Origin of the sequence: Collinsella sp. AM12-1 (genome assembly GCF_003472325.1) — a bacterium.
Taxonomy (GTDB): Bacteria; Actinomycetota; Coriobacteriia; order Coriobacteriales; family Coriobacteriaceae; genus Collinsella.
Genome location: NZ_QRLS01000007.1, coordinates 60,307 through 82,273 on the forward strand (window position 1 = coordinate 60,307; position 21,967 = coordinate 82,273).

General features: G+C 55.3%; 16 protein-coding genes. 3 read left to right on the plus strand and 13 right to left on the minus strand.

The annotated features are described in order from the left end of the window. Positions 1–55: 55 nt before the first annotated feature. From DW136_RS05025 to purH, 4 genes are all read right to left on the minus strand, one after another. Positions 56–1,099 (minus strand): sensor histidine kinase, encoded by a 1,044-nt coding sequence (locus DW136_RS05025; protein WP_118289218.1) that lies wholly within the window; start codon positions 1,097–1,099, stop codon positions 56–58. 9 nt (positions 1,100–1,108) lie between these two features. Continuing rightward, positions 1,109–1,780, minus strand: coding sequence for a response regulator transcription factor (locus tag DW136_RS05030; protein WP_117790821.1), 672 nt, complete (start codon positions 1,778–1,780; stop codon positions 1,109–1,111). A gap of 180 nt (positions 1,781–1,960) precedes the next feature. Continuing rightward, positions 1,961–2,692 (minus strand): hypothetical protein, encoded by a 732-nt coding sequence (locus tag DW136_RS05035; protein ID WP_117790822.1) that lies wholly within the window; start codon positions 2,690–2,692, stop codon positions 1,961–1,963. Positions 2,693–2,942: 250 nt separating this feature from the next. Then, positions 2,943–4,550, minus strand: a complete 1,608-nt coding sequence (gene purH / locus DW136_RS05040; protein ID WP_117583593.1) for a bifunctional phosphoribosylaminoimidazolecarboxamide formyltransferase/IMP cyclohydrolase — start codon at positions 4,548–4,550, stop codon at positions 2,943–2,945. A gap of 277 nt (positions 4,551–4,827) precedes the next feature. Between purH and DW136_RS05045 the strand changes: the two genes are divergently transcribed. Then, positions 4,828–5,469: a GNAT family N-acetyltransferase gene (locus DW136_RS05045; protein ID WP_117583594.1), complete on the plus strand. Its 642-nt coding sequence runs from the start codon at positions 4,828–4,830 to the stop codon at positions 5,467–5,469. 411 nt (positions 5,470–5,880) lie between these two features. On the opposite strand, the gene DW136_RS09970 is transcribed toward DW136_RS05045, so the two are convergent. Further along, positions 5,881–7,827, minus strand: coding sequence for a DUF2207 domain-containing protein (locus DW136_RS09970; RefSeq protein WP_158571441.1), 1,947 nt, complete (start codon positions 7,825–7,827; stop codon positions 5,881–5,883). A 513-nt stretch (positions 7,828–8,340) separates the two neighbouring features. On the opposite strand from DW136_RS09970, the gene gluQRS reads away from it, so the two are divergent. Next, positions 8,341–9,351 carry a tRNA glutamyl-Q(34) synthetase GluQRS gene (gene gluQRS / locus DW136_RS05055; RefSeq protein WP_255413358.1) on the plus strand — a complete coding sequence of 337 codons (1,011 nt, stop codon included), beginning with the start codon at positions 8,341–8,343 and terminating at the stop codon, positions 9,349–9,351. Positions 9,352–9,366: 15 nt separating this feature from the next. Here the strand turns inward: gluQRS and DW136_RS05060 are convergent, their stop codons facing one another. The 4 genes from DW136_RS05060 to DW136_RS05075 all read right to left on the minus strand — a co-directional run bounded on the left by DW136_RS05060 (position 9,367) and on the right by DW136_RS05075 (position 12,589). Then, a complete protein-coding gene (locus DW136_RS05060; protein WP_117629950.1) occupies positions 9,367–10,092 on the minus strand; it encodes a metallophosphoesterase in 726 nt (241 codons plus the stop codon). Further along, positions 10,089–10,727, minus strand: a complete 639-nt coding sequence (locus DW136_RS05065) for a metallophosphoesterase (RefSeq protein ID WP_117629951.1) — start codon at positions 10,725–10,727, stop codon at positions 10,089–10,091. Before DW136_RS05065 ends, DW136_RS05060 begins: the two co-directional genes overlap by 4 nt. Positions 10,728–10,767: 40 nt before the next feature. Continuing rightward, entirely contained in the window at positions 10,768–11,007 is a 240-nt protein-coding gene (locus DW136_RS05070; protein WP_117583597.1) for a hypothetical protein, read from the minus strand. A gap of 286 nt (positions 11,008–11,293) precedes the next feature. Continuing rightward, a complete protein-coding gene (locus DW136_RS05075; RefSeq protein WP_233505714.1) occupies positions 11,294–12,589 on the minus strand; it encodes an ATP-binding protein in 1,296 nt (431 codons plus the stop codon). 414 nt (positions 12,590–13,003) lie between these two features. Between DW136_RS05075 and DW136_RS05080 the strand changes: the two genes are divergently transcribed. Beyond that, the gene (locus DW136_RS05080; RefSeq protein ID WP_117629953.1) at positions 13,004–14,545 is read left to right on the plus strand and encodes a DNA cytosine methyltransferase; all 1,542 of its coding nucleotides are present in this window, start codon (positions 13,004–13,006) and stop codon (positions 14,543–14,545) included. Here DW136_RS05080 and DW136_RS05085 read toward each other — a convergent pair. From DW136_RS05085 to DW136_RS05100, 4 genes are read right to left on the minus strand one after another with little or no spacing between them, the layout of a single operon-like run. After that, positions 14,520–16,604, minus strand: coding sequence for an AIPR family protein (locus DW136_RS05085; protein WP_117629954.1), 2,085 nt, complete (start codon positions 16,602–16,604; stop codon positions 14,520–14,522). The two genes, DW136_RS05080 and DW136_RS05085, sit on opposite strands and share 26 nt — an antisense overlap. Before the next feature lie 5 nt (positions 16,605–16,609). Then, on the minus strand, positions 16,610–17,596 hold the full coding sequence (locus DW136_RS05090) for a PD-(D/E)XK motif protein (RefSeq protein WP_117629955.1): 987 nt from the start codon (positions 17,594–17,596) through the stop codon (positions 16,610–16,612). Next, a complete protein-coding gene (locus DW136_RS05095; protein WP_118289219.1) occupies positions 17,574–20,336 on the minus strand; it encodes a Z1 domain-containing protein in 2,763 nt (920 codons plus the stop codon). Before DW136_RS05095 ends, DW136_RS05090 begins: the two co-directional genes overlap by 23 nt. Beyond that, a complete protein-coding gene (locus DW136_RS05100; RefSeq protein WP_117716262.1) occupies positions 20,337–21,785 on the minus strand; it encodes an ATP-binding protein in 1,449 nt (482 codons plus the stop codon). It lies immediately after the preceding gene. Positions 21,786–21,967: the final 182 nt, after the last annotated feature.

A 21,967-nucleotide genomic window follows, 5' to 3' on the forward strand; every position in this document is an offset into this window, starting at 1 on the left:
GTGCCGCCCCGTTTGGGGCGGCACGTTTTGTTTGGACGGGCGTTTGCCGTGTGCGTTACTCAAAGTATTGGAACTTGTTCGTTGAGAAGGCAAACGTAACGACAAAGCCTTCGCCGGGGTCGGATGCCGCGGTGACATCGATGCCCATCTTGGAGCACAGGCGCGCCACCAGGTAGAGGCCGATGCCCGTTGCGCGCTTGGTGGTGCGGCCGTTGTCGCCGGTAAAACCCTTCTCGAACACGCGCGGCAGGTCGGCCGCGCTCACGCCGCAGCCGTTGTCCGCGACGGTAAGCTCGATGCGCTCGCTTGCCAGGCCCTCATCCAGCAACGCACCCGAAAACACGATCTTTGCGCCGTCCTCACGCGCATATTTAATGCTGTTCTGAATGAGCTGGCCCAGAATAAACTCGAGCCACTTCTCGTCGGTGAAGACCTCGAAGTCGAGGTTCTCGCACACCGGAGCCACGTGCGCCGCGATGAGCTCGCGGGCGTTGGCCTTGATTGCGCCCGTCACCAGAGCCTTGAGGTTCCAACGTCGAATCAGGTAATCGCGCTCCACAACCTCCGAGCGCGCGTAGTACAGCGCCTGGTCGATATAGCGCTCCACGCGAGCCAGCTCGCGACCGAGGTCATCTACGCGCGACAGGTCATCTTCGCTGCCGTCCAGGTTTTCCAAAATCAGATGGGCTGCCGCCAGGGGCAGCTTGGCCTCGTGGACCCAGCTCTCGATATAGTCGCGATAGTCTTCGGTCTGACGCCGGCCCTCGGCAACCTCGTCGCAGGCGGCTTTGCCCACCCGGCACAGGACCTCGTACTCGAGCTCGCCCTCGGCATAGGTTGGGCATTGCACCATCTCCTGCACCCATGCGGGACTCTCGAGCTCCTCTGCCGCGCGCTCCAACTGACGCAGAAAACGGCGACGGCGAGCGTACTCGATCACGATGCCGAGCATACCAAAGATAAAGGACACGCCAACCGCCACGACCACGATAGAAACGGGTGCGCCGGCGACCGTCAGCACAAAGCAGCTCAGCAGCACGCCGCACGTCCACACGGCGACGGGCAACAGCGCATCTTTAAAGAACTTGCCAAACGACATAGCTGGCACCTAGACCGAATAGCCCTGGCCGCGATGCGTGGTCAGATACCCCTTGACGCCGATCTTGTCGAGCGTGGTGCGCAGGCGGTTGATGTTGACGGTGAGCGTGTTGTCGTCCACGAAGGCATCGGAGTCCCACAGGTCCTGCATGATGGCCGAGCGCGAGACAATCTTGCCCGCGCGGCTCAGGAGCAGCGAGAGAATGCGCAGCTCATTTTTGGTGAGCTCGGTGCTGTCGCCGGTCGCCGTGTTGGTGACCATAGAGCGGGCGAGGTCGAGCTCCAGCCCCTTGTGGACGAGCGTGCTGCGCTCGCCTGACGCCGCGGTGCGACGCAGCAGTGCGTTGATGCGCGCCACGAGGACGCGGGCGCTATAGGGCTTGGGAACAAAGTCGTCCGCGCCGAGCGTCATGGCCATGACCTCGTCGATCTCGGTCGTGCGCGAGGTGAGGACGATGATGGGGACCTCGGATTCGCGGCGAACCTCGTGGCAGATATGCTGGCCGTCCTTGACGGGAAGCGTGAGGTCGAGCAGCACCAGGTCGGGCGCGGCGGCGAGAATATCGCGCGAGACATGCTCGAACGATTCGCAGGCCTCGATTTCAAACCCGGCGCGGGCAAGGATGTCGACAAGCTCACGACGAATGGGCTCGTCGTCCTCAACGATATAGATCAGCGCCATGGATTCCGTTCCCCCCTCTTGGTTGTCTTACTGCCATTATTGCCGCGAAGTCGCCGGTGCGCGCCTCGCGCGGCATTAAGGTGACAGAACTGTTCGCGAACGAAAGCGTTCGAATCGCCCCTCGCTCGCAGCGGGCGCGGGGATCAAATGATTAAATAATCCCCGTCCCAGAAAAATCATTTAGCGGCGGGCGCGAAGCTTTTCGTAGCCGTCGGCGAAGAAGGCGACCGTGGCGGCGTCCGCCTCGGCGGCATCGGTATCGTCGGCGGGGACCACGCCGTGCTCGTCGCTCACCAGGAACAGCGCGCCCTTGAGCTGAGCGGGGATGTCTACGCGCGTGACCGGGATGTCCTTGGTCTGGGCCAGCTGTTCGATGAGCGTCGCCGTGCCGCACAGGCACTCGTCCGCCGGCGCCACAAAGGCCAGCTCGCCGTCGTTGACGGCAGCAAGCAGCTCGGGCGCCACGCCGGTTTCGTCGGCCTCGGAACGGGCCTCGGCAGAGCGGGCACGCAGCGCCTTGGCTGACGTATCGGCGAGCGGCTCGTACTCCCCCACTGTCATGGCGGCGTTGCCGTTGATGTCGATCACCAGCATGAGCACACCGTCGTGCGCGGTATAGTCGCCCTCGGCTAGCGACCACTCAACGTGCTGCTTGGCCCAGCTGAGCATGTTATGGGTAAGCGGCTCGCCCTGCACCAAGCGCTCGGACAGCGCGCGAATGTGACGGTTGAGCATGGGCACCTTTTTGTTGGACATGCGCCAACGGCAGATAAGCGCGGGCTTGTCGAGCGTAAACTTCTCGACCGCCTCCTGATTGGCGCAAAAGTCCTCGTACGCACGCTGGTCCTCGGCATTGCCAAACAGCTCGGCATCATCAATCTGGGGCATGGTCATACCTTTCGTGTTAGTCATTCCGTCCTCTTATACCAAAAAGACGGCCCTCCAAACGGAGCGGCCGTCTTTTGCAGAGATAATTTTAGAAGCGAGGCGGTCCAAGGGACGAGATAACATCCCATCCTCCCCAGTCAACCTAACAGGTCGGCGAGGGTTGCCCAGGTGCCGCAGATTGCCGTGAAAGAGGAGCGACGCGTACTTGGGTACGCGGGCGACGAATGAGCGGCAAGGTGCGGTGGTTGGGCAAGCCGCAGCGCCACCTCCCTACTTAATGGCGGAAGTGGCGCGCACCCGTGAAAACCATCGCAATATTGTGCTCGTTGCAGGCCTGGATGCTCTCGTCATCGCGCTTGGAGCCGCCGGGCTGGATGATGCAGGTCACGCCGTGTGCGGCAAGCACGTCGACGTTGTCGCGGAACGGGAAGAACGCGTCGCTTGCGCAGGCAAAGCCGCCCTTCTCCACGCCCTCGCGCTCGCAGAAGTCCTCGGCGCGCTCGCAGGCAAGCAGCGCAGAGTCAACACGGTTGGGCTGACCGGGGCCCATGCCAATGCCGGCCTTGCCCTTGGAGACCAGGATGGCGTTGGACTTGACGCCCTTGCAGACCTTCCAGGCAAACTCGAGCTCGGCCATTTCGGCATCGGTGGGCTTGCGGTCGGTGGGGAACGTAAAGGTCGCGGGATCCTCGGTCACGTGGTCGACTTCCTGCACCAGCATGCCGCCGTCGATGGAGCGCAGCTCCACTTGGGCACCGTGGTCCACGCCGCCGGTAGCCAGCACGCGCAGGTTGGGGCGCTTGGCCATGCGCTCGAGCGCCTCGGCGGTATAGCTCGGGGCGATGATGACCTCGACGAACTGCTTGTTCTGATCGGCAAAGTGCTCAACCAGCTCAAAGGGAACCTCGCGGTTGCAGGCGATGATGCCGCCGAAGGCGCTCTTGGGATCGCAGGCGAAAGCGCGGTCGTAGGCGGCCGTGATGTCCTCGGCAACGGCGGAACCGCAGGGGTTCTGATGCTTGAGGATCACGCAGGCCGGCTCGTCGAACTCGCGGACCAGGTTCCAGGCGGCATCGGCGTCCAGATAGTTGTTGTAGCTGAGCGGCTTGCCCTGGATCTGCTCGGAGCCCACAAGCGGGAACTGAGAGCTCGCGGTGTTCTCGCAGCCCTCGGCAAAGCGGTAGACCGTAGCCTTTTGCTGAGGATTCTCACCATAGCGCAGGTCGTCGACCTTCTCCAGCGAAATCTCGAGCTTGGCAGAGGTGTCCGCCACGTCGCTTGCCTGGGCGGCAAGCCAACGGGAGATAGCCGTGTCGTAGGCGGCGGTGGTCTGGTAGACCTTCACCTGCAGGCGACGACGGGTGGCAAGCGTGGTGCAGCCACCGGTCTCGCGCATCTCGGCCAGGACGGCATCATAGTCGGCCGGGTCGGAGATGACGGTAACGCTCGCGGCGTTCTTGGCGGCAGAGCGCAACATGGAGGGGCCACCGATGTCGATGTGCTCGATGGCATCCGCAAAGGTGACCTCGGGGTTGGCGACGGTCTTCTCGAACTCGTACAGGTTGACGACGACCAGGTCGATCAGCTTAATGCCGTGCTGGGCGGCCTCCTGCATGTGCTGCTCGGAATCGCGGCGGGCCAGCAGCGCGCCGTGAACCTTGGGGTGCAGGGTCTTAACGCGGCCGTCCATCATCTCGGGATAGCCCGTGAACTCCTCGATGGGGGTTACGGGAACGCCCGCGTCCTCGATGGCACGAGCCGTGCCGCCCGTAGAGATGATCTCGACGCCAAAGTCATCGACCAGCGTCCGTGCGAAATCGACGACGCCCGTCTTATCGGTAACCGAGATCAACGCGCGCGCGATCTTCACATCAGATCCCATGCAGTCCTCCTGTCTGGTACGCCGCCGTGCTCTGTGAGTCGGTGATACGTCGATCTGCAGCGCTCGCGCAGCGGCATTGAAAATACTGATTCAATGTAGCGCATCGAGCGCATCGATGCACCCCGCAACGGGCGCATGTGCAGAAAAAGTTTGCGAGCAGAGGGGATGGGCACGGCACCGGGCACGGTGAGTTCATGGAACACAGGGGCACCATAATTAGATGCCATTGGCGTGGTAGAACTGTGCTCGATATGCATCCGCAAAAGAAAGAGGCACCATGGTCTCGCGGGTTCTCTACCGACCGTTTGATACCGAAGACTTCGACGCCATCGCGCTGATTCTGCAGCAGCTTTGGCATAACAATTCGGATAACGATGAGTACAACCGCCTCGAGGCCGCGTGCGACCTCGCCTATTGCCTTTCGTCATCGACGTTTTCGCAGGTTGCCGTAATCGACGGTCAGGCGCGTGGCATTTCGCTCGCGCGTGCGGGACAGAGCTCCGGCGCCACCGTTAAGGAACATTGGATGGATACCGAACGCGCGCTGCTATCGCAGATGCGTGAACTGGAGCCTGATGCCTGCGCCGAGTATCTCTCGTTTGTGCGTGCAACCATCCGAACCAACAACCGCCTGCTCGAGAGCAGCCCGTTGCCGCACGACAACGAAGTCACGCTGCTCGCCGTCGATCCCGATGTCCACGGCCTGGGCGTTGGCTCGGTTTTGCTCGATGCCGGGGTCTCGTACCTGTCCTCGCGCGGGGCGACAAGGGCGCACCTGTACACCGACTCCAACTGCTCGTGGAAGTTCTACGAGTTGCACGGCTTTAAGCGCACGGCCACGCACCGCGCCAACCGCGAAGAGCGCCGTCACGACATGCCGCGCGAAAGCTTCCTCTACGAACTCGACCTAACAGCCTAGCCCAGGCAGCCACACCTAGTCATTTAAGTCTGTCCCCAATGAGTGGCCTAGGGGGTTTGTAGATAGCCCTGGTCAAAAAACATCAAATATGAGTACTGTTACCTTTTTAGTAGCAGCGATTTGGGACATTTTTGATGCTTGTAGGCATGACGACCAGCTGCATGAGCTGACGTAGCTCCCCAAATGTTCAATGAAATGGGCTCCTAACGAGAAGTACTCTCATTAGGAGCCCATTATTATGTGCAAACATATGTGACCAGCGCAGCAACAGTACTCATATTTGGCATTTTTTGTCCACTGCCCCTTGCGCGAAGGTCCTCAGCGGAAAGTTTGGCCCGTTTCGATGCACAAAAATGGGATGAATCTTCCCTGGCAACCGCCCAGAAAGATCCACCCCAAAGCAAGCGCTCACTAGAACGTTCCGCCGCCGCCTCCGCCGGCGCCGCCACCACCGCCGCCAGAGAAGCCGCCGCCGCTGCCGCCGCTCGAGCTGTCGGAGCTCGAAGCCAGCTCGCGGATGGTCTCGTGGTACACATCGTTGAACGAATCGAGTGGGGACTCGTTGCCGTAGTGATGGTAATACCACCAGTAGCAGGGGTAGTTGTCGTAGAAATCGTCGCTGTTGCGCAGGTCCGCAGGCACGGCTTCGGCCAGCTGTCGCAGCACTTCTTTCGAAACGCCCAGAGCAACGCCCATCACCAGCAGTTTGTTCCACAAGATCAGGTCGCTGGGAATGGCCTCCTTCAGGCGCGTAAAGTCCTCGAGCCAATGCTTGAGCGCCTTGCAGCGAGCCGCCACCTCGGCGCCCTCCGGCGTGTAGCGACGGAAGGTGCAGCTCAGAACAAAGCCCACGATCGTGACGGGGATCGAGATCATAGCGGCGCCGACATTGGCATCCGCAAAGTCGGTATAGATCAGAGAGCCCAGAATGCCAAAGACGATGATGATGCCGAGAACCAAGCCGGCAACCAGGGCGATGGTGCCGTCCGAGGCGATAAGCTCGCGCGTCTCCAGCTTGCCCTTAACCGTGCTCTGATAGTCCTCGAGCTTGTCGCCAACAGATTCAGTACGCTCGCTGGCATACTCCTCCAGCTCGCTAAACGTGCGTGAACGGACGCCGTCTTTATCGGGCTTAACGCCGGCGAAGAAGACCTTGAGCACATCGCGATCGATGCCGTCCTTCTTGGCAGCCTTCCAGGCCTCGTCGGTCACTGTGATGCGATACGTCTGCTCCTCTTTTTCGCGACGGAGCAGACCCTTCTTCTTGGTCTCGGTCGCTTCTTCCAGCTTGATCACGCGGTCGTCGGTGAGCTTCATAAGCGTGGCGATATATGCCTGATCGGGCACGTCGTTCCAGCTCATGAGAGCTGCAAGCACCGCGGGATGGTCGGCCGAGGGCACATCGCGGAAGTACTCGTCCTGGAAGAGCGGCTTGGGCTTGGGCCTGCGCAGCTTAAGCATCACGATCACACCGGTATAGGCAACCGCCACGACAACACACACCACGGCAATCGCGCTGGCAACCGCACGCGCGTGCTCACGGCGGGCGTTAGCTTCGTCGGCCCATTCCTTCTCTTCGCTCAGGATCGTTGACATGCGCTCTTCGCCCGAGGCGGCAAGCTGCGGCACCCAGTCGCTGGGGAAGGCGATGCGTGCCTCGGCGAATTCGCCCTGGTGCACGCAGGGAATGGTGTAGGTGACCATGGGCTCGTCCTCATCGAGCGACACGTCGCCCGTCAGCGGACCATGGCCCCATGCGCGGAAGTTATCGCCCTTGACGGCCGCCGTCCCGGCAGCGGCATTTGCGAAGCACACTTCCATCTCGACGTCATCGGAATCCGCAGACCAGCCGTCGCCCACGAACTTCCAGTAGAGCTCGGCGGTATCGGCCCAGTTCATAACCGCACCGGTCATGGTGTAGCTCACGTAATAGATCGCGCTGTCGCCGCTCTCGTGGGGGCTGAACACCTTAATCCTTACGCCGTCACCGGTCTGCTCGACCGTGTAGACGCCAGAATCGCCCTTGTTCGCGCTATCGACTTTGTTAAACGCGGTGTCCTCTTCCTCGACACTCAGCACGTCAACGCCCGCCGTGCCGCCCTGCTGGTTGGTGCCCGTATTGATCTCCCAAAACACGCCGTTGATGTCGTCGTCGAAATCAAACTGGCGTCCCTCGACAACGGTCAGCGATCCATCGGCCTCGACCGTGGCACCGATATAGGTTTGGGTCATGGAGTAGCCGTCGGCGTGCGCGGCGGCAGGCAGCAGCAACAACGCAAGCGCAACGAGCGCGCAGACGGAAGCGAATCGCGCAAACAGGCGGCGCTGCCGGCTGACTTTGGCGGCGAGGGTGTTCATAGGCACATCCTTTGTCTGTGATACCAGTAACGCCATTGTCCCACGTTTACGGGCGCACATGACGAACATCTAGGCCAGCGGAGTATCAAACGGGACGAAAGTCACGCCCGCACCCCGGCAGCTAGTCATTGGGAACGTTCTTAAATGACCAGTCATTAGGGGCACCCTTGGCATAGCCCGCCCCGGCAATAGATACCACTTCACAGCTCCGTCACAGGTGTAGCGGCTTTGTGTGGGCGCGGCCCGCGCTGATTGAGCCGCCAACCGAGGGGCATAAAGCAGTTGAGCGAAACGGTTTGCCCCTTTGCCGTTCGCTCGAGGATTATGTCCCCCTTTTCCGCGGAAACCCCGGCAGTTGCGAAGAGCTGCTGGGGTTTCTGTCGTCTAAGGTGCCGAGTTGATGGACAGGAATCAAGGCACCGAGTCTGCGGCCGCCATACGCAATGCGGGGCCTCGACAACTTGCGGGCCACAGTGACGCCTCCCCATCGTGCCCCGCGCTATACTCGTCCGCATGGATATCAAAACACGCAACATAGCAACACCCGCCGCGGACGCGCCAGCGACGCCACCCGCCTCCGCCCCCGCACCCGTCGTGGGCCGTTTCGCCCCGTCGCCCTCGGGCCGCATGCACCTGGGCAACGTGTTCAGCTGCCTGTGCTCGTGGCTTTCGGCCCGCAGCCAGGGCGGCAGCATCGTGCTGCGCATCGAGGACCTGGACGATCGCTGCAAGCGCCCGGAACTTGCCGCTCAACTGATTGACGATCTGACCTGGCTGGGGCTCGACTGGGACGAAGGCCCCTACTACCAGCACGATCGCCTGGATCTGTACGAGGACGCCCTGCGCCGTCTGCAAGACGCCGGCCTCACCTACCCCTGCTTTTGCACGCGCGCCGAGCTCCACGCCGCAAGCGCGCCGCACGCCAGCGACGGCACGCCCATCTACCGCGGCGCCTGCCGAAACCTTTCTGCCAAAGAAATCGCCCGCCGCAGTGCTCTGCGCGCCCCAGCCACGCGTCTGCGCGTGCCCACCGTCGATGATCTCGCAGACGACGTGATCGAATTCGTGGACCGCACGTATGGTGCCCAATGCGAGGCGCTCGCCACTGAGTGCGGCGACTTTTTGGTGCGCCGCAGCGACGGCGTGTTTGCCTATCAGCTGGCCGTGGTGGTCGATGACGCCGCCATGGGCGTCACCGAGGTCGTGCGCGGATGCGATCTGCTGGGTTCCACGCCGCGCCAGATCTATCTGCAGCATCTGCTGGGGCTGCCCATGCCGCGCTACGCGCACATTCCGCTGCTCATGTCACCGGACGGCCGCCGCCTTTCCAAGCGCGATCGCGATCTGGACCTGGGAGAGCTCCGCGCCCGCTTTGGCACACCCGAGGCACTGCTGGGCTGGCTCGCCGGGCAAACGGGCATCGTGCCGGACACCACGCCGCGCTCTGCCGAGCAACTGGTCGAGCACTTTAGCTGGGACGTTATCCGCGCACACCGGGAGAACATCACTGTAACGGCCGAGTAGCCGCTCACTCCACCCCTACGCAACATCCCAGGGCTGGAGTTCGTCGCCCAGGCGAACGATGCAGTCGTAGAGCACGGTATGGCGCTCGGCCGGGTTGGCATCCCGATGGAAATGCCCGTAATACCAGCACTTGTAATCCAAGCGGTCTTCCAGCTCATCGAAAAATGCCGTAAGCCGATCAACGGCGGGGTAATTCCAGCCGGGTGCCGGATAAAGCGTGGGCGAAAGCATGCGCGTAGGGCAGGTGTGGGTGACCACGTAGTCGACCTTCCAACCCACGCTGTCGAGCTTTGCCCGCGCCTCCTCAAAGTTGCGCTCGTCCGGCAGTTCCTGCGGCCACCAGCTGGAATAGGGAATGCGGTATCCTTTGTCCACGCTCGTGGCGCCGCCCATGGTAAAGATCGTTGAGCCGTCGAGCTCAAAAACCTCGCCGCGCGTCAGGCGCCGTATGGGGGAGGTATCCGACAGACGCTGCGTCAGCCCACCGTGCCACAGCTCCATGGGACGCTCCGCCCAGTGATCGAAACGCTCGTGGTTGCCGTCGACGAACAGCACGGTATAGGGGCGCGACTCCAGCCAAGCGATGTCGGCACATTCCTCGGCAGAGAAATCCCAGGGAAAGCCAAAGTCGCCCGCGACAATCAGATAGTCGTCGCTCGTCAGGCTATCCCCAAGGTCCCAATCGCGCAGCTTTTGCATGTCGAGGCCGCCGTGAATATCGCCCGTCACATAGACCGTCATCGGATCACCACTTCCCTCTTATAGGCTTCGAGATCGCGCTCGACCTGTTCATCGTCCGTAACGTTGACCCACCACGGCCACTTAACGCACTGCACCAGCTCGTCTACCTGCGCAAACCATAACTTGAGCTCATCCAAACTTACCGGGGCGTAACCGTTGGCGTCCACGCCCACGTCATAGCGCAGCAGCCCCTGCCGAAGGTTGAACTTGTTATACGCGCCGCCGCAGCTATGGATATGCCCGTGCAGATGCCAGCTGCCGTGCGACATGCCCTGCCAGTCGACCATGGGATAGTGGCTCAGCACGATTTTCTGCCGATCGATTTTGAGCACGCAAATGGGCGGCTCGACGATAAAAGCATCCGCTACGGCAGGCTGCGTCCAGTCTTTGTCGTGGTTGCCGGGTAGCAGGTGGACGTGCTTACATACGATGCTTTTACGCAACTCGTAGGCCTCTTGGACCGTCATCTTAAAGCTGAAGTCGCCCAAAATGTAAAGCTCGTCGTCCGCAGCGACTTTGCTATTAATGCTCGCGACCATGGCGTCGTTCATCTGCGCAACATTCGACCAAGGCCTGTCGGCGAGACGCAGCATGTTCTCGTGTCCAAAGTGTGTATCGCTGGTAAACCAGATCACGGGGACCTCCTAACGCTGCGGGGCATCCATCCCTTAGGGCTTACCCTTCGTTCTTCCATCCAAACGGGTCAAACACCCAAAAAGCTAGATCGAGCACGCCGCCGGTCATCATGGCGCCGGCAAGAGCCATGCAAACGTGTAGAGAGCTGGCGCTTCGAAGCACGTCAAATGGCCCCAAAACAGCCAGCAGCGCGACCGCTGCACCGGCAAGGCACAGCGTGAGACACGGCCCCGCGTCCTTGACGCATTTCTTTGCGAGATGCTTGGTGTTGTCACTCATCGATTTCGAGCTCCTTAGAGGGTCGTTGTTCAGGTACGTGCCGTCGCGGCAGAGCAGGACGGCAGGTTAAGTGTCCCACGCCACGCGGACACAGCTGAAAGCCCTCGCTCAAATAACAGCGCGCCGCAGGATTCGTATCACCTGCGGCGCGCCGAAAATGGTCCGCTTTCCTCCATCCCCAACGGATCAGCTGAGTTGGTGCCGCCCGACGGAAAGGAAGAAGCCGGCGGCGTCACGAGCTGTGGCAATGTCGCTAGGCATAGGAAACAGACGCGCTCCAAACGCACTAAGCCCCAAGCCTACCCATTAAGAAATCGACTGCAGAAACGATTTTGATGCCGTCGATGTCGGTCGGATGGCTCCCCTGACGAACGACGACGATCTTCTCGTAACCGCCGGTAATCTTCTCGAGCGACCTGAGCTCAAATGGACGCAGCTCGCGCTTACGCGTCGCCTCCTCGTCAATCGACTCTGTGACCTGAATAAACTTACGATCCGAGCCGTCGCCTATCGCAACAAAGTCGATTTCGGCATCTCGAAGATGACCCGTGAAGACCTGGTATCCGTCATAGACAAGGCGATTGTAAACGGCATTTTCGAGAACACGTCCGCTGTCGCTGCCGCGATACCCATCCAAGAAGGCTCGAAGTCCCAGATCCTCAATGTAAAACTTGCCGCCGGTCTTCAAAATGTCCCGACCCTTAATATCAAATCGGCGCGCGTGCGAAAAGATATAGGTCTCCTCAAGGGCGGACACACAAGTGTCCACGACGCCGTGCGAGGATTTCGCCCCGTTCTCTGCCAGCGTTCCAACGATCTTATTAATTGATGTCGGGTTTGAAATGTTATCAGCCAAGTAGGAAGTGACGCGGTCGAGCACACTCCTGCTCGTCACCGACCGTCTACCCCGACGCGCCTCGCGAGCCAAAATGTCGCGCCCGACGATTGTTTGGTACGTGCTCCAGATATAGTCCTTCATTTCCTGCTCCGGCAGCTTTGAAGCAGCGAGAAACGGCAGGCCTCCAAACGTCAGATATCGGTCAAGAAGATCGTCGAGTGCAACAATATCCTCCCGACCAAAAACAGCGAGCCTATTCGTGACGTCAGTCGGACCAAGAAAGTCGACATATTCCGAAAAAGCGAGCGGGTGCATCCGAATCTCGACATACCTGCCCGAGATTAAGGTCGCGATCTCTGACGAGAGGAGAAAAGCATTCGAACCCGTAACATATATATCGCAGTCCCGGTCGACACGAAGTGCGTTAATCGCCTTCTCCCATCCGGCAACCTCCTGAAGCTCGTCGAAGAAGAGATAGCACCTCTTGCCCGCAGGCATTAGGCCGTCCACGTGGCGGTAAAGCTCTCGCCAATCACGCACGCCCTCCAGCTCAAATGACTCCATCTTAAAGGTCAAAAGACATTCGGATGGAACGCCGTTATCCTCCAGATGTTTGCGCATCATGTCCAGAAGCGTCGATTTGCCACAACGGCGCATACCCGTTACGACCTTGATGACATCCGTGTCACGGAAGGCGATTAACTTCTCGAGATATCGATTTCTGGGAACCATCCGTTTATCCATCGCTCGCCCCAATCTGCAAGTTTTTCTCACAGAATGACAAGAACTTGCGAATTTTGCAAGTTCTTGTCACGTAGCAACAAGAACCTGCAGAATTACATCAGAGCCATTATAAGTCGGGCTCAGTCAAAGCAGCGTCAAGGCGCAGAACAATGGTATGAGGCGAATCGTTCAAGAGTGCGTTGAACAATTTCATTCCCGCATTTTTGGAATGCCCATAAGATGCCCGTTTGACAGGAAGCGATCTGGGCCATCTTTGAGCAGAAACTCAAATGCTGGCGCGCCGCCTGCACTTATCGAGTTTCCCGCAACTGCTATAAATAGAAAGTTTATTTACATAGCGAGACACTCCTGGACGTTTGACTTTCATCCTGGTAGCCTGGATATCTAGAAGTTTCTGTTTGGAGAGGGTTAGCAGTGATTCCCGTTATTGACTTATTCGCGGGCCCGGGAGGCCTTGGGGAAGGCTTCTCATCACTTCGAGACGCTGAGAACAAGCCCGTGTTCCAAACAATCATGTCCATTGAACGTGACAAGCAGGCTCATCAGACCCTGAGGCTTCGTTCATATCTGCGCAAAATTGCAGAACCGGACGGAACATTGCCGAGAGTTTATCTCAGATACATGAAAAAGCATGACAATGAGACCTTCGACCAACTTATCCGCTACCGCCCAAAAGAATGGCAGGCTGCTTGCGAAGAAGCTTTATGCGACGAGCTCGTCGATGGAGACGACCGCTTGGTTAAACTCGGCGCCGAACGCGTGACAAGATGGTTTGAAGACCGTGATAGGGGTCCGCTAGTCCTTATTGGCGGACCTCCGTGCCAAGCATATTCGTTGGTGGGCAGATCGCGGCGCAAGCATGACATTACATTCGAAGAGGACCCGAAGCACACCCTCTACCGTTGCTACCTCTCGTTTATCAACGAGCTAAAGCCGGATGTCTTCGTTATGGAAAACGTCAAAGGACTTCTTTCTGCAAAGCACGAGGGCCATGGCGTTTTTAACCGCATATGCAAAGATATGGAAGAGGCGGGATACACTATCCATTCCCTCGTCACTGATGACCCCCATAATCCAAAAGATTACGTTGTCAAAGCCGAACAGTATGGAATCCCCCAGATGCGCCACAGGGTCATTCTCCTTGGTATTAAAAATGACACCGGAATCGAACCGAGCACGCTAACCAAAAAGCATGTTTGCACTCTTGGGTCAGCCCTTCGTGGGCTGCCTAAACTGCGAAGCGGATTCTCTGAACGCAACGAAAACTGGCGCGATATGAACTGGGCAGAGTACATAAACTCAGCGGCAAAAGAGCTGAAAGACAATGGCGAATGCAACGATCTTACAGACATCCTTGATAGGGTAATTTCACGCTACGCGCCAAAGTTAACCGCAAAGCACAAAGTTGATCCCGTCCACAATCGATATGAAGAATGGTATAGAGGAAGGCTCGGAAATAGCAAGGTCCTCACAAATCATGAGTCTCGCTCTCACTTGGCGAGCGATCTTGACCGTTATCTCTTTTGTGCGGCATATGCAGAAAAATACGGTACGCCCGCACGCCTTGAAGAATTCCCCGAGTCATTGCTTCCCAATCATAAGAACGTCCAGGCAGCAAAAACGACTGGTAACTATAAATTCAACGACCGTTTTCGTGTGCAAGTATGGGGAAGACCCTCTACGACCATCACCTCGCATATCGCCAAGGACGGACACTATTACATCCATCCGGATCCGTCGCAATGCAGGAGCCTTACCGTGAGAGAGGCCGCAAGACTTCAAACCTTCCCAGATGACTATCTGTTCGAAGGCAACAGAACGTCTCAGTACACTCAGGTGGGTAACGCGGTGCCGCCGCTACTTGCCCAGCAGATAGCGGCGGTAGTCGCAAAGGCACTTGGAAAAGAAGCCCACGGGTTTTACGAGAATCTTACAGACGATACTGACTGCTCTTAACACGGTAAGGACAGCCGACTCTGTGCAGCCGCTTCATCATGTTAATAAGTACAACGGACTGGCTCTCGGAGGGCACTTTGTTTGGCAAGGCACATGCATACTGCAAAATACCCCGTTCCTTCTCAGTTCCCTCGCCCTCTGCAAGGCACCAGTTAAGAACATTTTGCCAAAATCCGCTTCCCATCTCGCAAACCGCCGTCTGAGCTTCAATCCCATTCAGCGTTTTCTGGTTACGGGAGCCCTCTCGCTGAATGTCTTTCTCCTCATCGAGGTCAATAAGCTCGCCAAGCCACTCTTTGTCCCAATCAACCTTTTTTAACTTGATAGCCTCCCAGCATTTCTGTTGTTTTGCCCATTCAGAAATGTTTCGATAGCCCGTCGCGGGATGCATCAATACATCATGCGCAGCGTCAGATGCTTGCCCAAGCGCCCTCTCAAACGCTGGCGACAACGATTGTTGATTCCAAATGCCAAGAAAGTTAACGGCTTTTCCTAAAGCGGAAACTGCATTTGAAAGCACTCCCACCGCAAGGACTACATGCTGCGAGCGATAGCTGCCGGTTTCCCACCAATCACGCGCCTGCACAATCTTGCCTGTGCGATCGAATATAATTTTCTTGGCAATCAAATATTTGAAATAAGTCTCATTGAACTGACTCTCATCCTTATCCCAGGAGTCTTTAATTAGCCGAGCAAATTCAGAGAAGTTCTTCTGGGCACCGCGATTGACCAAGTAGGCCTTATTCGTCCAGACCATGAGATATTTTGCCAAATCCGTTTTCGTAAAAGTCTGCGTTTTAGGAAACTCAGCAACAAATTTACGCTTCTGCGCAGGCGTAAGATAAGCTTGCTTATCTCGATATGAGCCTCTTGCCCGCTCGTAGAACCATTTGGTTTGCGTGAAGCTATCTGCCCGCATGGGAGCAAGTATCCTTTGCGAGAACTCTTCGATCCTCACGTGATAAGGGTGGTTTGCAAAGAAGTCGGCTGAAGAAACCTTATTCTGGCTGTTTGCATATTCAGAGATCCTAGGCACCAGTTCGAGAGCCTCTTCCGGGCTGACAACACTAAGCTTCATTTGGACAAACACGCGGTCCAAACTTTTACCAGCCTTATATGCGGCATAAACCGATGCGGTTGTCTGGCCACCGTTAACTATCTGCAGGTTTTCTAGACGGTCAATTAAAAGCCCGTCTTCCCCGCTCTCCGTTGTAACGCTCTCTGCGGTCGCCGTGATACCGTTATTGAACGAGAAGAAAAGCTCGGGCTCATTCTCGAGAGTACGCTTTATACCCTTGTTGACATTGCTTCTCGCCTGAAGAAATACACGGACGTTTTGCTCAAGAAGTCGCGCTCCCCAACGATCGTAGATGCGCGCCAAATCGACACCCGGTATCGCAGCAAGGTAAACCTTGTTCTTGTCTTTCGGAGAGCTTGCGAGAAGGGCCCGAATCGGACCCGTCGGCAATTCGTTAAAGTCAATGAGCAGTCTCTCCCGCTCACGACCCGATTCAATAAGATTACCTATCCGTTCAAGATCCCAGACGTTGTAAACAACCTCTTTGCCAAGGACACTCCCCGTCTCTTTACCCGAAACCCTTTGGCTAAGTTTTTTGTTTGAAAGAAGATACAGATTAACTCGCTCGATTTCGTTCCAGCGAGCGTGAATTAAATCGGCGAGCCCAAACCCCGGATCCGTCGGCTCAAGAGATTCCCTAAATTGAGAATCCAATGCTTTGGTTACGAATTTCTCAAGCCGCCGAAAATCTGCCTCCATTTCAGAATTCGTTAATGTCAGCAAGCCAGTATCTTGGTTGAAGTCGAGGACAATGAGGCCAAGGACTTTTCTGCTTGACTCAAAAGGATCGCCACAGTAGCCATCAACCCTTATTCCAGTTCTCTGACAGAAGGCGGGGATGGCCTCATCGAATTCTCCCGCATCGCAAAGATAATCAGTGATGAGGTCAAAGAACGCATCGTTCTTATAGACTCCCTCTGAGTCCGCCTTATTCTTGACCTCTTGAAACAGTTCCTCCTGAAACGAAGTGGAATCTGTCATCTAATTCACCTCAATGCTTGGGTAATTGCGCTCTGATCAACTTCGTAATCAGAGCAGTAGCCAAGGTCGATTTTATATGTAACAGCCTTAACTCCAGGCGGACACGAACTGGAAACGATTCGCGGAAATCCATCCTTAACTTCATATGTTTCAGTTACGCCCTCGCTCCACAAGGTGTGGGAATAATCGTCTTCCGGAAAATACCCGGCATCCGACAGCTTCTCCTGAAAGTGCGCCAAATCCAATGGGCTGTCGAAGAGCATTTGAACATCGTTGACGACATCGGTAAGGCTGAATGCCGCTTTATCTTCATCCGTAGCGCTGTTCAACTCAACGACATATAAGAAGAGCCTTTCACTTTCGTTGGTGTTCAATTGCTCTTCTGACGATATTCCAATTTCCGAATTCGACGACCCTCGTTTGCTTTTCACCTCGACGAAAATCTGCCCGTAACCGAAATCGCGCTTAGAGCGTTCTGGCCCTGTCCAGCCACTCAAGGCATTCGACGGCTCGTAAATGGCAGCGGAAACCCGTTTAAGAAAAAGCAGCTCGCCGATAAGCCCTTTTTGTTGCTCGGCTGTGAGGGGACCACGCCCGGGCCTGAGAAACGAAGCCCATTTCTCGAGCCTCATGAAGGTCATCTTCCTCATCGCAACGGTGGGGGCTTTCTGCACCGAGTCGGCAATATCAAGACATAAGCGGAGAAATTGGGCTTTCATTTCCTGGTCTTGGAGCTCAAGCAGTATGGAGCGCTCCGATTCAATGTCTCGAATAGAGATGTTCTTAAACTTGGGAGGCTCCGGTGCCCCCGTCTCGCTGCTGTCATATTCGACAAGAAAAGCAGGGTGATTAGAGCGCCCCTTTGCCCAATAAATCCTTTTTGCATCGGGATTGACATCGGGTGCGACCATTCTCGTGTTGTAGTCGCCCCTTCCACGCGATCTAGGCAGCTCTTCCCACGGATTATCGCTAGTCGTCTTCATAATCATCATCGCTATCTTCGGGTTCCGGCATCATGTTCTCCAGTGCCACAGAATTAAAAACGTAAGTGACTGGTCGCGTTTGCTTATCGGTGTGCGGAAAACTGATGCTCCAGCCGAAAACGCATTCCTGAACATCCCAGCTCTTCCACCAGGAAGGAGCTTCTTTTCCGGCCTCCTTCTTTTCTTTAATTTTGATTTCTCCAAATCGCATGCAAATCGGATGCAAAACCAGCAATGGCCGCCTCCTTATTTGACGATAATAGAGATCAGAACAGTTTTTCGCCTTGTCGCCGCTATGGTCTGCAGCATATCGTTCTTCCGCCATTTTCCTTTCTTCCGCACTTAAGCCAGCGGCCTCAACTCCACGACTGGATAAACGATGTTTCTCTCCGACAACAACGACATCATTGTTCGAAGCGCTACCGGGATATCTTTGCTCCATGCTGACCGTTCCATCAACAGGCAAATCGATTGGATCATTTGATCGAGAGCCATGTGCCAAGAGAACGTCCCATTCCTTCAGCTCGCCATCAAGCAGCCGTTCGTTGACGTAGCTTAGGATTGGAGCTTTTTGAGACTTTGGCGAAAGGCCATCTTCATTTTCATAGGCTTCTAGAAAAGCGGTAACAAACTTGACCGGAACCCCCTTATAAAGATATCTATAAGAGCCCCCGTCTTTGAAGTCCGCATACCCCTTTATTGCGCTAAGAAGGTCCCTGCATGCCGCCTCGTTATCGGCAACTATCTCCGCGTCCCTGTCAAATGCAATCGTTTCAACGAATCCCTCGTTTAAATCGATGGGGGCCTTTTCCTTTTGCCCGGCACCCATCTTATTTCTCGCGGTAACGGTCAGGGCATCAGGGCTCTGGCGTATTTTCAAAACGTAATTCTTTGGAGTGCGCTTAACTTGGCGCATGCTCCTTAGTTGATCGAACAGATTCTCCGTCGAATCGGCAACGTATTTGTACCAGCCCGCCGCCTCGTCGGTCATCCATACACGACAAAGATCCTCATACTGAGGCCTATATCCAAACCAACGAGCCATCTGCATCAGCGCATCATATGCTCTGGCGTTTCGCGAATAGTAAGAGACCGTTAACCCTTCAAGGGTTAAACCACGAGAAAGCCTATATCCGCCAACCGCGATAACTCGCTCGTTCCTGTTCTCATAGTCCAGAGCATCTCCTGAGTCTGTATTGATGCTCAGAACATGATAATCCGGGTCGTAGAGACGTGGCTGTATTTCGCTCCAGCCAAAACCGCAGCCTGCATATTCCAGCTCCCAAGTAGCTTTCAAATCCTTTAGGTGCGGAGAAGCCTCAAGCGCCTCCTCCGGGTTTAAGGCCCCATAGGATTTCGCCGCCGTATTCAGGTCGTTAAGGTAATCCTCAACTAGATTCCGCATGCAATTCTGCGGTTTCTTATAGGGAGATACATTGACCATCATCGTTGAATGGAAATTAGTGCCAAAACGAAGTGTCTTTATCGTCGTCGCCAATACAAAAGTACGAATTGCCGCCTTTAGACTAAGGGGAAGCATAAAGGGCTCAAAGCTACTTTTATGTTTTGCAGGAAGGACATCGTCCGCATCGTCAATGAAACGCAAGTGCTTGTGAGTAGGCTCGTCGTAATCTCCGAATACCTTTTTGGCACCGAAGTAGTCAGAGGACTCCTCAAGCGTATAAATAAAGTTGCTCGGGAAAAGGTCCTTGCCATACTCATCGCTGTCAACGCTAGGGTCGATCAAAACGTTAGCAAATGGCGTAGCAGTGTAGCCAACATAGCAGGCCTTATTGAATAGGTTAAGCAGGTTTCTTATCTGCCCATTGATTTTGGTCGGTTCATTCTCTCGCTTTTCGAGCTTGTATTTTCCGTTAATCGAAGCATTATCCGCTTCATCGTCAATGAGCAACAGAGGTTGATCCTGGCTATTGCTGGCATCCAGCCATTCAATTACCTGCTGGAGAGACTTACTATTCTTCTTAACAACAAACAAAAAAGGTTCGTTTGTTTGCGTCGGCTGGATGCACCTTAAAGCCTTAGCTCGTTCTGTACTAAAGTCTGCTTCTCTCGAGGTACAGGCAATTGGTCGTCGGGCTTGACTCCCCTTGCCAACGCCAACCGGTTCGACTGTGCTGTTCTCAATGTTAAAACCTGTAAAACCATCTTCAAGACGAGCTTGCGTCTGATTTCGCAGGACATTATGCACGCCGGCCATGACGATAATGATTCGATATCCCGCGTCGGCGGCGCGGGATATCAGCCCAATATAATTTGCAGTTTTTCCCGATTGAACGGATGCGACTACGAGGCCGCGTCTTGTAAAAGAGCCGCACTCTAAAGGATCGGCCATTAAGTCAAGGATGTTGCGACTGTCCCTATCTATCGACTTAACCGCGGCGGGCGCCCATTTCTTATCGCGCACCAAGTATCGCCTATAGCGATTCCAGTAGAACCATTCGATCGAGTCTTCTGCTTCACTCAACCAGGGATGGCTATCCTCATCCTTAAACTCAAAGCCAAGCTTTTTCTTAATCGTAAGCTCGCTACAATACTTCTCAACAAGCCTACGGACGATATCATCCTTGTCGCATTGTTTAGATACAGGGAAAATTCCGGCGAATGCAGTGTAGAACTGCGAATAGGTATCCGCAACATCCGCCTCTTCGGGAACGCCGTCATCGTTCTCTAGTTTATCTCTGGCGGAGTTGTCAATGTAATTGATGAACTGCTCTAGTGTGGCGTCCATTTAGCACTCCTCGATTCCCAAAATGGCAAGTACTTCATTCCAACGTGTGGCGAACAAGTCAACTGACCTCATAGTGGAGAGGATGTCATCCTCATCCTTCCCCATTTGTTTTAATGAGCCAAAGAAAGTGAGAACAGCATTACAAAAGTCATCGTCTTTCATCTCCTCAAAGCAAACTGACCCTTCGTTGTTCGACAGTTCGTAAAAAAGAGATTCCGTTGGGAATGACGATTCGACCAGCGAAAGAACAGTCTTGAAAGCAGCCCTCTGATCATCATCAAGAGATGAATTGAAGCTATCAAGAATTGGGTTTTTGCGATTAATGCAATAAAGGGTCTTGTCTCCAGTTTTTATCGCATTCCAAGCCGGATATACCTCAGGCCTCGTTAACCTAGCGCCGCGACGACGATAAACTCTTTTTGAAGGCGCACCAATATGAGCAATCAATTGTTTGATACTCGCCCTTACTTCTTCCGGAAGCTGAGCGGACACTTTCTTAACGTCAATTTTCCATGCTTCATCTTGGTTAACATCAATATCAATCTTCACGCGGCACAACTGGGTGAGAGCGGTTTTCTTGGCAATCCCAAACCAAGTTCCATGCAGTATCAAGCGCTTCGCGCGATAGAGAAAGACTCCCTGATTCTTTAAGTAACCGCCAGGAAGAGCAAACTTTTCATACTCTGCATCTGAAGCATAATTTGACCTATGCGGAAGAGTAAACGCCTGCATCGTAACGCCGGGACAAACATTTTCGACAGGCGATGGTTGCGTCGCCTGATTGCTAACATTAAATGGATCGATGGGGTCAAGCGTGCGATTATTCACATTGACCTTAATGCGCTTGAGCCCACGTTCTCCCGCTAAGTAACGATGAAATACAAGAGAGAGGTAATCTTGAGCCTCACTTATAATTCTGTCGTAATTGGCTTTTCCGGATCCATTTACCCCGGTTAGACGATCAAGTTTTTCCCATAGAACAAGCGTACCCGTCTCGTTCATCTCTCCAATAAACGGAATGGAGTCCGTTCTTTTCTGTTCCAAAACTGTCCATTTGTTTTCACTGGCAACAAGATCGAGATCCCACGTGAAGGCATTCACTTCACCGTTTTTCTTTGACACAACCGTCAGCCTTCTGCATTGTGAAAATGAAGCGGTTTTTAACCCGAGACCAAAACGCCCGAGATCGTTCAAATTCCGCTTGCACCTCGGATCAGTGCTACCGAGCCTCATGGCATGCATTAACTCATCTCTGCCAAGCCCCTCACCGTCATCAATGATTGCAATTCTGAAGTCATCAGAAGGAATAGCAAGGATTGAGATATTCCTTGCCCTCGCGGTAATAGAATTGTCAACAATATCAGCTAGTGCACTATTAAACGAATACCCAATATCTCTTAGGCTTTCAATTAAAATCCTCGGTTCGGGCTCAAGCTGCATCGATTCCATCCAAAGCCAATCTTACTAGCATCATAATCGATAAGTATAGCAGCGGCCATTAATCAATTATCACTTACCGGCACCCAAATCATGCGAACGGTAGCGCTACCGGCAATAACGTGACAGTCGCAGCACGATTATTCACGTTTCGGCGCTCATTTAAAACTGCCTTGCGGCATTCCTAACAGCCA